This window comes from Blastocatellia bacterium (assembly GCA_025055075.1).
Taxonomy (GTDB): Bacteria; Acidobacteriota; Blastocatellia; order HR10; family HR10; genus HR10.
In genome coordinates this window covers 1-13,284 of record JANWYV010000002.1, presented here as the reverse complement: position 1 = coordinate 13,284, position 13,284 = coordinate 1, and the positions used below count along the sequence as shown (strand labels likewise).

The window sequence follows — 13,284 nt, the reverse complement described above, 5'->3', positions numbered from 1 at the left end:
AAGCGTCGGCTCGGGGTTTTTGAAATCCAAGGGCGAGGACGCATATGAAACGCATTCGCGATATCGTCGGCTCTCGCACCGAGGTTTACACGGTCCAGAAGACGGATTCTGTGCGACACGCCGCTCAAGAGATGACGCGACGGAACGTACGCGCCATCTCGGTCCTGGATGGAGACCGGTTGGTCGGCATTCTCTCGGAATGGGACATCATGACGAAGGTCGTCGCCGAAGGGCGCGATCCGGAGACGACGCGCGTCGAGGAGATCATGACGCCGGATCCGATGACGGCCACGCCGGATGCGACCTATGCCGAATGCTTGGTGACGATGCTCGCCAATGACTTTCAGCACCTGGTCGTCGTCACAACGGAAGGGAAGGTGCTAGGGACGGTCTCGCTTGGCGATCTACTCAGCCTCGATAAGAAGGAGCGAGACGAGGCGCTCGCATTCTACGAGCGGTTCTTCCAGATCTATTGAACGGGCATGAGGGAGAATCCTTCGACGCTGAGCGAGCGCGTTCGGGCGATCGTGGAGGATCATCTCTCGGGAGCGACGACGCTGACCGAGCAATTGGCCGAAGTCATGCGCGACGCGCTCTCCCTTTCATCTGCGGCAACCCCTGAGGACTTGGGGATGGAGCTACTCGACATCGGCGAGCGCGTGATTCGCGCGCACCCGAATATGGCGTCTCTCGTGCATTTGGTGAATACCGTCGTGCGCGCCACTGCTGGGATCGCGATGCTCGAGGAGGCTCGCTCTTCCGCTCAAGAGGCGCTCAACCGATTCCACAAGGAATGGCGGGAACACACGCGCGCGCTCGAAATTCGGGCGAGCGATCTCATTCCCGATGGCGCGCGTGTGCTCACCCATTCCTTCAGCGCCACTGTCCTCGCGGCTTTGCGCGCAGCGCACGCTCGCGGACGCTCTTTCTCGATCGTCTGCACGGAGTCTCGCCCTCTCTGCGAAGGCCGACGCTTCGCCGAACAGGCGCTCGCGCTCGGTCTCCCGGTGACGCTAATCGTGGACGCCGCCATGGCGGAATGGGCCGGCCGGTGCACGCTCGCACTCGTAGGCGCCGATTGCGTCGCTCCCGAAGGCGTGGTCAACAAGATTGGCACGCGGCTCCTGGCGCTCGCGGCTCGGGAATGCGGCATTCCCCTGTATGTGCTTGCCGAAAGCAGCAAGTTCTTCCCCGCCCTTTTGAGCGCTTCACGCTCGCAATCTCCCGTTGAGATCTGGGAGACGCCGCCGCTTGGACTCACGATCTGGAACGAATATTTTGAGACGACGCCGCTTGACCTCTTCACCGGCGTCCTCACCGAGCGCGGCCTTCTCTCTCCCGAAGACGTTCGACGCCATATCCGAGGGATCGTCATAGATGCACGCTTATGGTCACGGTTGAGATTATCGCCATCGGCAACGAACTCCTCTTAGGTGACACGCTCGACACGAACACGCAATGGTTGTGTCGGACCTTCACCGGGTTGGGCGGTCGGGTTGAGCGCGCTGTTCTCGTGCGCGACGATTGCTCGGCCATCGTTCGAGAGATCCGCGGAGCCTTAGGACGAGGGGTGCAGCTTCTGGTCACCTCTGGCGGACTCGGACCGACCGATGACGATCTGACGTTGCAGGCGGTCGCTGAAGCGCTTGAGCGCCCGCTCACGCTCAACGAGCGAGCGCTCGCTCTCGTGCGAGAGACCTATGAGCGACTCGTCGCAGCCGGTTATGTCGCCGATGCGCAACTCACGGAGAGCCGCATGAAAATGGCGCGCCTTCCCCAGGGAGCCGAGCCTCTCGCGAATCCGGTCGGAGCCGCTCCGGGCGTGCTCCTGCGCGTGAGTGGAACGACGCTGGTCAGTTTGCCGGGCGTTCCCGCCGAACTGAAGGCTATCGTGACCGGTCCGCTTCGTCCAATCCTGCAGGAGATCTTTGGCGCTGGCGTCTTCCGAGAGCGGGAAGTCATCGCTCTTTGTCGAGATGAGACAGTGCTGGCGCCCATCCTCCGCGAGGTCGCCGAGCGCCATCCCGAAATCTACATCAAATCCCGAGCGCGGGAGTTCGGCCCTGATATTCGCTTCCGCATCACGCTCTCGCTCTCCGGACGCGATCCGATGAGCGTCGAAGCTCGACTCGAAGAAGCGACGCGCGATCTCTGCGAGACACTGCGTCGAGCGCACATAGAGGTCGAAGCGTGAACGCGAAAGTCGCCGATTCGTGGCAAGCGGTGACGTTCTTAGGGACATGAAATCCGGATCGGCACCTGAGCGAAATTCACGAGGGCGAAACGCATCACGTCCCTTCTCGACGCGCCAAGCACCGGCTCGCTGCTCGAAGGAATGCCTCGCGCAAGTCGGGATCAGCGATTGATTCGGCCAACGGAGTCAGCTCGCGAAGCAAGCGTTCGTCCAAAGCGGTCTGAGGGGACGCCGACGACGCCTGCTCCTTAGGTCTCGGCGAGAAGACCTCTCGCTTCACGCGGTATTCAATGGCCTGCACGAGATCGGCCCCCAACAGGCGATTGATTCGTGCGAGGATGTCCGGCGAGAGCTTCTCCAGTTGCGCTTTCCACGTTCGATCGGCCGTCAAAACGATCAGGCGTCCCTCACGAAGCTGCATGGGGAAGGTGCGGGCGGCGATGGCATCGCCGACTAGGCGCGCCCACGCCACCTGCAGTACCCGCTCGCAAGCGCTCTCTTCGTATCCTATCATGCGCAGTGCGTGCGGGAGGATGTGAATCAATTCTTCCATCGCTCTCCGAAGACGCGCGGATTCCGCGTTTGACCACTCAATGTTTGATCTTCGCCCAATAGCTCAAAGGCTCGAAGTCCGGACTATTCTCCCTCGTGTGACAGGGCAGACAGCCTTCGGGCACACCGACTTTTCCATACGGACGCGTCGGATCTTCGAGATGGCGGGATGCCGGCCCGTGACACGCCTCGCACTGAACGTCTTTCAATCGAGGTGTGGAGAAGACATTGAGAAATCCTCCCGGCTGTTCATACCCAGTCACATGGCAGCCGAGACATTGCGGATCGTTCTCCCGCTTCACCTTTTGAAGCGTTGCGAAAGCGTGCGCATGCCCGGATTCTGTCCACACGGCATAGGCCGAATCGTGACACGGTTGGCAAGCGCGAGAGCCAACGAACATGGCTCCGTCGCCTGAAGCGGCATGCCGCGCCCTTCGACTTGCGGCCGTCGCGCGTTCAGCAATCCGCCGTTGTACGGCGGCGAGTTCGCTCCGAGCTTCCGCGCGCAGCGCCTCCGTCGCCGGATCGTCGGGAATGAGGCCGTCCAATTCGACATACCGCGCCACGACCCTCCATCGTCCGCCCTGTTCATCGTAGATGCGCAACTCGCCCAGGAGCTTCGTCTGATATACACTGTAGGCGATGTAGGTACGGCCGATGGTCTTCGGCTGCAGCCAGAGCGGACGCCCCACATCGGCCAAGATCACGTCCACCTCCGGATTCTCGCGCGCCAACGTCTCGATCATCTCCGGCGAGAGATAGGCGAGCACCACGACCAAATCGGCGCGCGCGCGCACTCGGAGGACGAGCGACCGCACGGCCGCGAGCGGGTCCAACACGACGAATTCTCGCCCGCGATAATTTCCAGATTCGGTCACGCCGATGAATCCGATCCGAAGCGTGCGTCGGTTGAGCCGTCCTCCGCTCAACTCCCGGATCACATACGGCTGCGGATTCGCATATGAGGCTTCACGGGCGCGCACGTTCGCCGAGAGGAAATGCTTCACCACGGGCGTCGCGGCGGCATGGTGACGGAACTCCTCCGATCGGAAACATCGCGCGAGCTGAGGGAGATCGTGATAAGAGAGATTCACCGCATCGAGCTTCATGTGCTCATACGCGCGAATCACCCACTCGTTGCCCACGACGACGTCTTCGGCGAGCTCTCCCGTCATCAGGTCAACTCGATCGCTGAAGAAGTAACCGGTATCCACGTGAAGAAACGGGACATCGGGATACCGCTCCTTGAATAGCCGAATGTACCCTTGACGACGCGCTATGCCGCCGAGTGGATTCTTCGGACAGCCGCAGACCTCCAGGTTCCCCATGATGTCGCCGCCGAAGAAGATCGCCGCGATGAACCCATCGTCTTGCCCTAATCGGCCAGAAAGCTTCGTCTTCCTCGCCTGCGCTCGCTCAAATTCGAAGACGTCCTTCGGCGACTGCGGCGTCGCCGTCTGTACCGTTCCTTCGACAGCCGACTCCGGTTTGGAGCCGCGAGACTGAATCGCGAGCAACACGAGCGCCCCGGCCGCGAGGATGATGAAAATGCCCACGAGTCGTCGGATCATCGGCCTTCCTCCTCTCGTTTCTTGGTCGGCGAGATCATACCTCAATCTTCCTGCCTCAGCAACCGGTCCGCGCGCGCACGGTATAATGCTCATCCGAATGAAGGATGGAGTGCCAGAGGCTGTGCGCAAGTCTCGGCCTCTAAGGCGCCCATTCCAACGCCGTCCCAGGGAGACGCCGGAGCACGTCAAGGCGATAAAAATTCACGATGTTGGGACTCGACCCCAACATCGAGGCGACGGCGCGATCCGAATACCCTTTCGCGAGAAGCTTCAGAAGCTCTATCTCGACGATGGGAACCTGGAGACGATGGCAGCGGCTGACCGTTCTCTCCTGCAGAAACTTCAGGAGTGCGCGCGCAATCGAAGGACTGAGGAAGGAAAACCCTCGACGCACCGCCACGAGCGCCCTCCGGAGGATCGCCGCGCTCTCGCATTTGGAGACATATCCCATCGCTCCCGCCGCAAACGCCTCGCGGACGATCTCCGGTTCCTCGATTTCGGAGAGGACGATCACGCGCGGCTTCGGGCTAAGACCCGCCATGTGTCTCAGGACGCGAAGCCCATCCGACGTGGGCAATGCAATGTCCATGATGATGACGTCCGGCCGCGTGGCTTCGACATGTTCCAGCAACCCACGTCCATCAAGTGCTTCCCCAACGACAGCATAGGAACCAAATCCCTCAATGAGGGATCTCAAGACGTGCCGCCAGAGCTGATGGGCATCCGCGATGACCAATCGTCCTTTCGCGCGCACTCGGCCTTCCCTCAACGGATCCCGATCCACAGAGCACACACCATACTGGCGCGTCGCTCCAACTCGCGCGTTTTCCCAAGCCTCTATGATCGCCGATTCTGGGACGTCCGGCAATTCGGTATACAGCGGATTTTCCATCCCCCAGGGGGAGTATTTCCGGGGAGGTGAGAAAAAGTGCGCGAGGATTATCCTTGAATGATCCCTCGACGGATCGCGTAGCGCACCAGTTCGGCAACGCTATGTACGTCGAGCTTCCGCATGATGTTCTCCCGATGCGTCTTCACCGTCTTCTCACTGATGCAGAGCATCTGGGCGATCTCTCTGTTCGAGTACCCCTCGGCGATGAGCTGAAGGATCTCTCGCTCGCGTGCCGTCAGATCGGAGAATTTCTCCTCGGGCGGGACTTTTCCGCGAGCGAAATCAAGATGCTGAGCGATCACCCGCCTGGAGATCGAAGAGCTCAAATAAGCCCCCCCCAAATGGACGGCTCGGATCGCAGCGATCAACTCCTCGCTCGCCGCATCCTTGAGCAGATACCCAGTGGCTCCAGCGTTCAAAATCTCCATCGCCATTTGGTCGTTCTCATGAACCGTCAGAATGAGGATCTTCGTCCTCGGCAGAGACTTGGCGATCTGACGCGTGGCTTCGATTCCATTCAAAATGGGCATCGAGATGTCCATGACGACGACGTCCGGCTTCAACGCCTCCGCCTTCTTGACGGCTTCGCGACCATCGCCTGCTTCCCCCACGACTTCGAAAGAGGGATCAGCTTCCAAGATCTTCCGTAGACCCTGCCTCAAGATCGTGTGATCGTCCGCCAATAAGACTCTGATCTTTCCCATAGCACTGCTTCGATCTCCCCCGATTGAATTTGGCTCGATTATATTCAAGCCGTGGGACGGACGCAATAGCGTGCTCCTCGTCCTGCGAGCCCCCTTCATGGAGGGGGCGGAGTTTGCTCTTTCACGCGGCTTCGCGCATAATTGAATGCTGTTACAAAACTCCAACCGAGGAGAGACCTATGGTGCCATCATTTAAGAACGAACCCTTCACCGACTTCAGCCAGGAAGCGAACCGACGAGCCATGTTCGAGGCCATCGCCAAAGTTGAGTCGGAATTCGGGCGAGAATATCCACTTATCATCGGGGGGAAGCGGCATACGACGGGGGATCTGTTGAAATCCGTCAATCCCTCTCAAACGGATCAAGTCGTGGGGTGGGCGCATCGCGGCAGCTCCGAGCATGTGGATCAAGCCCTGGAGGCGGCATGGAAGGCCTTCGCTTGGTGGGGGCGCCGTCCAGCCGAAGAGCGAGCGCGATATCTCTTCCAAGTTGCTCACGTCATGCGCCGCCGGAAGTTCGAACTGGCCGCATGGATCGTCCTGGAAGTCGGCAAGAGTTGGGCCGAGGCTGATGCCGACGTTGCCGAAGCCATCGACATGTGCGAGTTCTACGGGCGCCAGGCCATCCAATACGATGGCCCCCGTCCGGTCACTCCCTCCCCTCTTCCCAATGAGCACAACGAGTGGTTCTATATCCCGCTTGGGGCGGGCGCGATTATCCCTCCCTGGAATTTCCCTCTGGCGATCCTCGTGGGCATGACGATGGGCGCCGTCGCCGCAGGCAATACGGTCGTCGTGAAGCCCTCGAGCGACAGCCCCATCATCGCCGCGAAGTTCATGGAGGTGCTCGAAGAAGCTTCATTCCCTGAAGGCGTCGTGAACTATCTACCCGGAGCAGGATCGAAGGTCGGCGATTATTTGGTCGCCCATCCGCGCACGCGTTTCATCGCGTTCACCGGCTCTATGGAAGTCGGATTGCGCATCAACGAGATGGCTGCTCGAACCTCTCCCGGCCAGATCTGGATCAAGCGCGTGATCGCCGAAATGGGCGGCAAAAACGCCATCATCGTGGATAGTTCGGCCGATCTCGATGCTGCGGCCGAAGGGATTGTGATCTCCGCCTACGGCTACTCAGGGCAAAAATGCTCGGCGTGTTCGCGAGCCATCTTCCTGGAAGACGTCTATGAAGCGGGCGTTGAGAAAGTGATCGAACGCGCGCAAAAGATTACCGTTGGACCGACCAAAGATCCGGCCAATTGGATGGGCCCCGTCGTCAGCCAATCGGCTTACCAGTCCATCCTCGGCTACATCGAGATCGGAAAGAGCGAGGGCAAGCTGCTGCTCGGTGGACACGCCCTCGAAGAAGTCGGCAACGGATGGTTCATTGCTCCGACGATCTTTGGCGATGTCTCACCCTCAGCGCGAATCGCGCAGGAGGAGATCTTCGGGCCAGTCCTTGCTTGCCTGCGCGCCCGAGATTTCGATCATGCCTTGGAGATCGCCAACGGGACCGTCTACGGCTTGACCGGCGGCGTCTATAGCCGCACGCGCGAGCATATCGAGCGCGCGCGTCGGGAATTCCACGTAGGCAACCTTTACATCAATCGCAAGATCACCGGCGCGCTCGTGGACGTGCATCCCTTCGGAGGCTTCAATATGTCCGGCACGGACTCCAAAGCCGGTGGCCGCGATTACTTGCTCCTCTTCCTCCAAGCGAAATCCGTCGCTGAGAAGTTCTAGCGCGCGCAATACGGGGTCTCCACGCCAACGTGGAGACCCCTGAGGACAAGGCGGACGGTCCCTATCTTTCTTCCCCCCATCTGTGCCATAATTGTGCACGGGCATACGAGGGAGATGAACATGGCGCGCGAGAGGCCGATCTCAGTCCTCACCTTAGAAGAGGTCCTGAAGCAGTTCGCCATTCCCGGGGAATTGTACGAACGCCTCCCCGAAGGGAAGGTGCGCTGCTTCGCTTGCGGCCATCGCTGCGTGATCCTACCCGGATTGGAAGGCATTTGCAAGGTGCGCTATAACGAAGGCGGCACGCTTTACGTCCCCGCCAACTACGTCGTCGCCCTCCAATGCGATCCGATCGAGAAGAAACCCTTCTTCCACGTGCGTCCGGGCTCCCGCGCGCTCACCTTCGGTATGCTCGGCTGCGATCTCCACTGCGCTTATTGCCAAAACTGGCTGACGAGTCAAGCCCTTCGCGATCCTCTCGCTGGAGCTCCGCCACAAGCGATCACGGCGCGCGAAATGATCGCGCTGGCGCGCCGCTACCGCGCCGATTCGGTCATCAGCAGCTACAACGAGCCCCTCATCACGAGCGAATGGGCCATCATGGTCTTCAAAGAAGCGAAGCGCGCGGGCCTCTTGACCGGATACGTCTCCAATGGGAACGCCACGCCGGAAGTCCTCGATTACCTTCGCCCTTGGACCGATCTCTACAAGATTGATCTGAAGACGTTCAACGATCGGAACTATCGCCGACTCGGCGGCACGTTGAAGAGCGTCTTGGAGACGTGTCGCCTGGTCTTCGAGCGAGGGTTCTGGATGGAGATCGTCACCCTCGTCGTCCCCGGCTTCAACGATTCCGATGCGGAATTGCGCGACATCGCGCAATTCATCGCCTCGATCTCGCCGGACATTCCATGGCACGTAACCGCTTTCCACAAGGATTACAAGATGACGGATCCGGAGAACACTTCGCCTGAGACGCTCATTCGCGCGGCCGAGATCGGATATCAAGAGGGGCTTCGCTATGTGTACGCGGGGAATCTGCCGGGCATGGTCGGTCCCTTCGAGAACACATATTGTCCGCAATGTCGGATGCTCCTGATCGAACGCTATGGGTTTCGTATTCTCCAAGTGAATCTGGAGGATGGCGCGTGCCCGCGCTGTCACACGCCAATTCCAGGAGTGTGGTCGCTCCCTTCTGTTTCGGAAGCGTGAGGAAGCGCGAGTTCGACACGAGAGGCCAAGGACGGATCCGGCACTTACCGAAAGAGTCGTTTCAACGACTGCTTCAAAATCCACTCCGTCGAGTGATCGCTCTCACTGGCTAAGACGGCCGCCACCGTCTTCTCCGCGAGCGGTCGTGGATAACCGAGATTGAGGAGCGCCGAGATGACATCGCGCTTGACGGCTTCATCCGCCGCCCCCGCCTCAGCCGTTGCTTGATACGCCAACTCCGCTTCTTTCGTCGTGAGCGTTGCTAGTTTGTCGCGCAGCTCGACGATCAATCGCTCCGCCGTCTTCCGTCCCACGCCGGGGATCGCCGTCAATCGGGCCAGATCATTCGTGCGGATGGCCGGGATCAGTTGATCCACGCTCAGCCCCGAAAGGATCGTGATCGCTAACTTCGGACCAACACCCGCGACCGAGATCAAGCGCAAGAAGAGTTCCTTCTCGATCGGCGTGCGAAAGCCATAGAGTTGGAGCGTGTCCTCACGAACGTAGGTGTAGGTGAGCAACGAGACCGTGGAGCCGATCTCTCCCAATTCGTAGTAGGTGGAGAGGGGGATCGTCACCTCATAACCGACACCGTGAACGTCTATGACCACGGATGTCGGCTGTTTCTGAACGAGCGTGCCTCGCAGATGCGCGATCATCTCCGTTCGTCTCGACCCCACACGGTTGATGCAGCGGGAATTACTATACCGATGTCGCCTCAAATTCGTCAAACCGCGCTTGTTCCTCGCAAGGATCGGTCCAATACCCCCTTGACGATGCGAGCCCGTTGGCCGTATTTTGCTCCTGGTATGGATGAGCGGAACCTTCGCGAAGCGATCGTCGAGATCGGGCGACGCCTATACGAGCGTGGGTATATCGTCGCCAGCGACGGCAACATCAGCGTGCGCTTGCCCGAAGGTCGCATCCTGACCACGCCAACCGGCGTTTGCAAGGGCTTCCTCACGCCCCAAATGCTCGTCGTCGTAGATTCCGAAGGACGGAAGCTCGAAGGAACGCTCCCCCCCTCTTCCGAACTAGCCATGCATTTGGAGATCTACCAGAAGCGTCCGGACGTCCACGCCGTTGTCCATGCGCATCCCCCGTGCGGAACCGGATTCGCCGCCGCCGGCATGAGTTTAGATAAACCGCTCGTCTCCGAAATCGTGCTCACACTCGGATGCATTCCCTTGGCCGGTTACGGGACGCCCTCAACGCAAGAGCTTGTGGCCGCGATCGCTCCCTACGTGCCACATTACAATGCCCTGCTTCTCGCCAATCATGGCGCCGTCACTTACGGCCCAGACCTCGAGACGGCTTACTTCCGAATGGAGACCTTGGAGCATTTCGCGCGCATCACGCTCGTCGCGAAGCTCCTCGGAAGCGAACAGCCGCTTTCGGCCGAAGCCGTCCAAAAGCTCCTTCAAATTCGGGAGCGCGCGGGGACGACCTTTCCCGATCCGACATCCTGCAGCCCGCCGAATCAAGCATTCCCTACCTCATCCGATGAGATCATCACGCTCACGCGCCAGGAGTTGGTCGAGCTGGTTGTCGAGGTGGTCAGGGGAGTGCTTCGGCATTTGAAGCCGGTTCGGTGAACGAGGCGAGCTTGAGGTTTTAGATCAGCGAACGCCGCGCGGACGCCTTCGTCAGTAGGAAACCATCGCACGTAAATTGTGCGCAAGGAGCCGAGGGAACGGCCGCGCAGCCGACGCGGCGCAGCAATGGAAATGCCGGGCGCAAGGGCTCACTGTCCCGATCAAGACGGCAGACGCGATGGTCGCCCCCACCGATGTCACGCTCAGCAGCCTTGAGAAGACCGGCAGCCTGTCCCCACCCTCATGCTAAGGAAAGTCGCCGCCGTCAAAGCGATCGCCGACGCGGGAACGACTCTCTGTCGGCGTGCTGGCAAGCTGGTCAACATGCTCGCGACCACTTCGTGGATGAAGCGCTCCCGAGGAGTCTCCATGCCCAGGGAGCGAAATCACTCACGATCCTCGCGCGCCCGAGGAACCGCTATCGCCACTCGCAATGACCAACGGTGGCACGGTAAGAGGTTACTCGTCGCGCGTCCCTTTACATCAAACGCAAGCGAAGAGGCGAATTATCCAGTCGCTGTGGATACCGTCGGCGCGGGATTCTAAGAAACAATCCCCGCCGTCTCGGGAAGCTCCACTCGCACGACATGCGATTGTAAGGACCGTCCCGTTGATGCTGCTATCGCCAGTAGCATGGATACCACCCCGGTTGAGCCACAGCTTCATGCGGATTCGTCCCGCCTCACAGGAAACTTACTTCAGCAGATCCCTAGCGCGGAGGAGTTCACACCAGATGTCCGGTTGATCCTCTCGCTAGATCACACTCTCCGTGTCGCCCTTGATCCTCCCGATGACTTCTTTCCTCATCCATCGCGCGTCGCGCAAGATGTAGAGATAGATCGAATCCCGTTCTTCATCAATCAACCCCTTCAAGCCCAATTTCACCCGCTCCAACTGAGCTTCGCTCAACTCCCCTTCGAAGGCCGAATTCTGCACCCAATGCAGATACCGACGCAGGAACTGACACACCTTACCAACACGCTCCTGCTCGACATCGTAAACGAGAACGACGTACATACTCCCCCCCTCACCACCAAGCTCGCAGCGCTTGATAGGGCTCGATCCCCAACAAGTGGCGCACGAGTTTGTAACACTCCAATCGGATGAATCCGCGATAGGAGACATGCCGTCCCAATCGTCGGTGCTTCACCGTCGTCTGTAATCGGCCCTCGAACTCTTGAACGACGACCTTACGCGCTCGCTCCTTCAACGCGGCGAATCCCACCTCCGGTATGAGGTCGTCGTCTCCAATCATCTGCCGATTGATCAGCGCGAAGATCATCTTGTCCACGATCATGGGTTTGAAGATCTCGGCGATGTCGAGCGCTAAGGAGAACCGACGCGTCCCCGGCTCATGCAGATAGGAGATCGTCGGATTGAGCGGCGTCCGATAGATCTGCGAAAGCACGGCCGCATAGAGGAGTGAATTCCCGAAGCTGATGAGCGCATTAATGAGGTTATCAGGCGGTCGCTTCACGCGCTTGAGAAACGGCGTCTCTAAATTGAGAATCTCATTGAAGGCACGATAGTAGACCTCGCGCATGCGACCTTCAGCCCCCATGAGCGCCGCAATCGAATCCGCGCGCTCGATCTCTTCTCCCTCTTGTTCCAAAGCGCAAACGGCATCTTCCAAAGCCTTTCCCCGATTTCGATAATAAAGCAGATTACGATGCAAATGATGATAGGCCCCACGCGCGAACTCGCGCGCTATCCGCAAGCGCTTGGCCATGTCGGTGTAATGCTCGACCTGTTTCACTAAGAGATGCCCAGAGACATTCGTTTCACGGGGATAGTACGAGCCGCTGTAAAACCCGTAATAATTGAAGACGTGAACGGGGATGGCCTTCTGCGCGAAGAAGTTCAAGAGCTTCGTGTTCAGCGTGATCTCGCCGAAGAGGAAGATCTCCGCGACATCTTCAATCGGGATGATCCGGCGTTGTGGGGAGTCAGTGGGTGAGACCTGGGCAAATGAATCCTCGTCTTCATACTCCATGGATTCGGACTCCCCTCTCGTCTCATGCTCCAACGCATCGGCTGGAGAAGAACCCTCCCCATCCTGCAGCACCATCTCTTTCGCGTCGGCCGATTCGACAACGGCCCCATCAACTTCCTCATTTCCAGAAGGGCGTGCTGAATCTGCCCCTTCCAGATAAAGGGTATTACCTTTGCGCCGCAATCGTCCGCTTTGGAAGATGTAATAACTCCGTGCCATTCCTCTCCTCTGGTTTAAATTCGGCGCACTTCACGCCATCTCCTCGCCTCAAACGCGAGCTACATGTGAAACCGAACGAATCCACGGCGATTTCGATGCCCTCTTATCCCCAGCACAGCTCGATATATGCGCAGGAGCGACAGATGGGCATGAACGCTACGGCGGGCGGCGCGGGAAGCTGCTCGATCCGACGAACCTCGCGCAAGACCGCCTCGATTTCCTGCTCCGCCTCGTCGGTCAAATGAACCGGCTCGCGCCGCCGCTCTTTGGGGAATCGCAGCTCCCCGGTCAAGCCCGTCACGCCGAGCCGCTTCAAGTAGTACAGATAGTAGAGCACCTGAAGCCGCGCTGCTTCCTTCATGCGCCGGGAATATTTCACCTCGAGCACCTTCCCTTCGCTTTCCAAAAGATCCACCTTGATGAGGTTATCAATGAGCAATTCACGGCGAGGCTGTTCTCGATAGGCGCGTTCGTGAAGCAACTTGCCCAGGGCGACGCGCTCGCTGCTCTGCTCCATGCGGATGTCGTGGCTGTAGAGCCAGAGCTTGCGCGGACAGACAATGCAGTAATTGACCTTGATGCCGTTGGTCTTCAGCTCAGCAAATTCTTCGTC

General features: G+C 59.3%; 14 protein-coding genes. 6 read left to right on the top strand and 8 right to left on the bottom strand.

Annotation, left to right across the window (positions count from 1 at the left end; translation table 11 throughout):
• Positions 1-44 precede the first annotated feature (44 nt).
• The 3 genes from NZ746_00350 to NZ746_00340 are packed head-to-tail and all read left to right on the top strand — an operon-like array spanning position 45 to position 2,194.
• Entirely contained in the window at positions 45-476 is a 432-nt protein-coding gene (locus NZ746_00350; protein MCS6815809.1) for a CBS domain-containing protein, read from the top strand.
• Positions 477-482: 6 nt separating this feature from the next.
• On the top strand, positions 483-1,433 hold the full coding sequence (locus NZ746_00345; GenBank protein MCS6815808.1) for a translation initiation factor eIF-2B: 951 nt from the start codon (positions 483-485) through the stop codon (positions 1,431-1,433).
• Entirely contained in the window at positions 1,388-2,194 is an 807-nt protein-coding gene (locus tag NZ746_00340) for a molybdopterin-binding protein (GenBank protein MCS6815807.1), read from the top strand. The genes NZ746_00345 and NZ746_00340 overlap by 46 nt, the downstream gene beginning before the upstream one ends.
• A 94-nt stretch (positions 2,195-2,288) precedes the next feature.
• On the opposite strand, the gene NZ746_00335 is transcribed toward NZ746_00340, so the two are convergent.
• The 4 genes from NZ746_00335 to NZ746_00320 form a co-directional block, all read right to left on the bottom strand.
• A complete protein-coding gene (locus NZ746_00335) occupies positions 2,289-2,747 on the bottom strand; it encodes a DUF721 domain-containing protein (protein MCS6815806.1) in 459 nt (152 codons plus the stop codon).
• A 37-nt stretch (positions 2,748-2,784) separates the two neighbouring features.
• The gene (locus NZ746_00330) at positions 2,785-4,317 is read right to left on the bottom strand and encodes a hypothetical protein (GenBank protein ID MCS6815805.1); all 1,533 of its coding nucleotides are present in this window, start codon (positions 4,315-4,317) and stop codon (positions 2,785-2,787) included.
• Between the two features lie 139 nt (positions 4,318-4,456).
• Positions 4,457-5,209, bottom strand: coding sequence for a response regulator transcription factor (locus tag NZ746_00325; protein MCS6815804.1), 753 nt, complete (start codon positions 5,207-5,209; stop codon positions 4,457-4,459).
• A gap of 47 nt (positions 5,210-5,256) precedes the next feature.
• Positions 5,257-5,913, bottom strand: coding sequence for a response regulator transcription factor (locus tag NZ746_00320; GenBank protein MCS6815803.1), 657 nt, complete (start codon positions 5,911-5,913; stop codon positions 5,257-5,259).
• Between the two features lie 179 nt (positions 5,914-6,092).
• On the opposite strand from NZ746_00320, the gene pruA reads away from it, so the two are divergent.
• Positions 6,093-7,652, top strand: a complete 1,560-nt coding sequence (gene pruA, locus NZ746_00315) for an L-glutamate gamma-semialdehyde dehydrogenase (protein MCS6815802.1) — start codon at positions 6,093-6,095, stop codon at positions 7,650-7,652.
• Between the two features lie 120 nt (positions 7,653-7,772).
• Positions 7,773-8,864 carry an AmmeMemoRadiSam system radical SAM enzyme gene (gene amrS / locus NZ746_00310; GenBank protein MCS6815801.1) on the top strand — a complete coding sequence of 364 codons (1,092 nt, stop codon included), beginning with the start codon at positions 7,773-7,775 and terminating at the stop codon, positions 8,862-8,864.
• A 44-nt stretch (positions 8,865-8,908) separates the two neighbouring features.
• Here the strand turns inward: amrS and ruvA are convergent, their stop codons facing one another.
• On the bottom strand, positions 8,909-9,523 hold the full coding sequence (gene ruvA, locus NZ746_00305) for a Holliday junction branch migration protein RuvA (GenBank protein MCS6815800.1): 615 nt from the start codon (positions 9,521-9,523) through the stop codon (positions 8,909-8,911).
• A 150-nt stretch (positions 9,524-9,673) separates the two neighbouring features.
• On the opposite strand from ruvA, the gene NZ746_00300 reads away from it, so the two are divergent.
• Positions 9,674-10,459 (top strand): class II aldolase/adducin family protein, encoded by a 786-nt coding sequence (locus NZ746_00300; protein MCS6815799.1) that lies wholly within the window; start codon positions 9,674-9,676, stop codon positions 10,457-10,459.
• A gap of 753 nt (positions 10,460-11,212) precedes the next feature.
• Here NZ746_00300 and cas2 read toward each other — a convergent pair.
• The 3 genes from cas2 to cas4 all read right to left on the bottom strand — a co-directional run.
• Complete coding sequence (gene cas2 / locus NZ746_00295; GenBank protein ID MCS6815798.1) at positions 11,213-11,476, bottom strand: CRISPR-associated endonuclease Cas2; 264 nt, start codon at positions 11,474-11,476, stop codon at positions 11,213-11,215.
• 10 nt (positions 11,477-11,486) lie between these two features.
• Complete coding sequence (gene cas1b, locus NZ746_00290; protein MCS6815797.1) at positions 11,487-12,671, bottom strand: type I-B CRISPR-associated endonuclease Cas1b; 1,185 nt, start codon at positions 12,669-12,671, stop codon at positions 11,487-11,489.
• 103 nt (positions 12,672-12,774) lie between these two features.
• A partial coding sequence (gene cas4, locus NZ746_00285) for a CRISPR-associated protein Cas4 (protein MCS6815796.1) occupies positions 12,775-13,284 on the bottom strand: 510 nt, incomplete at its 5' end.

Bases quoted from the DNA above. Each gene is read 5' to 3' on its own strand.
- cas1b (MCS6815797.1), bottom strand. From the start codon at position 12,671: ATGGCACGGAGTTATTACATCTTCCAAAGCGGACGATTGCGGCGCAAA.
- NZ746_00330 (MCS6815805.1), bottom strand. From the start codon at position 4,317: ATGATCCGACGACTCGTGGGCATTTTCATCATCCTCGCGGCCGGGGCG.
- NZ746_00320 (MCS6815803.1), bottom strand. From the start codon at position 5,913: ATGGGAAAGATCAGAGTCTTATTGGCGGACGATCACACGATCTTGAGG.
- pruA (MCS6815802.1), top strand. From the start codon at position 6,093: ATGGTGCCATCATTTAAGAACGAACCCTTCACCGACTTCAGCCAGGAA.
- NZ746_00335 (MCS6815806.1), bottom strand. From the start codon at position 2,747: ATGGAAGAATTGATTCACATCCTCCCGCACGCACTGCGCATGATAGGA.
- cas2 (MCS6815798.1), bottom strand. From the start codon at position 11,476: ATGTACGTCGTTCTCGTTTACGATGTCGAGCAGGAGCGTGTTGGTAAG.
- NZ746_00340 (MCS6815807.1), top strand. From the start codon at position 1,388: ATGGTCACGGTTGAGATTATCGCCATCGGCAACGAACTCCTCTTAGGT.
- NZ746_00325 (MCS6815804.1), bottom strand. From the start codon at position 5,209: ATGGAAAATCCGCTGTATACCGAATTGCCGGACGTCCCAGAATCGGCG.
- NZ746_00300 (MCS6815799.1), top strand. From the start codon at position 9,674: ATGGATGAGCGGAACCTTCGCGAAGCGATCGTCGAGATCGGGCGACGC.
- amrS (MCS6815801.1), top strand. From the start codon at position 7,773: ATGGCGCGCGAGAGGCCGATCTCAGTCCTCACCTTAGAAGAGGTCCTG.
- ruvA (MCS6815800.1), bottom strand. From the start codon at position 9,523: ATGATCGCGCATCTGCGAGGCACGCTCGTTCAGAAACAGCCGACATCC.
- NZ746_00350 (MCS6815809.1), top strand. From the start codon at position 45: ATGAAACGCATTCGCGATATCGTCGGCTCTCGCACCGAGGTTTACACG.
- NZ746_00345 (MCS6815808.1), top strand. From the start codon at position 483: ATGAGGGAGAATCCTTCGACGCTGAGCGAGCGCGTTCGGGCGATCGTG.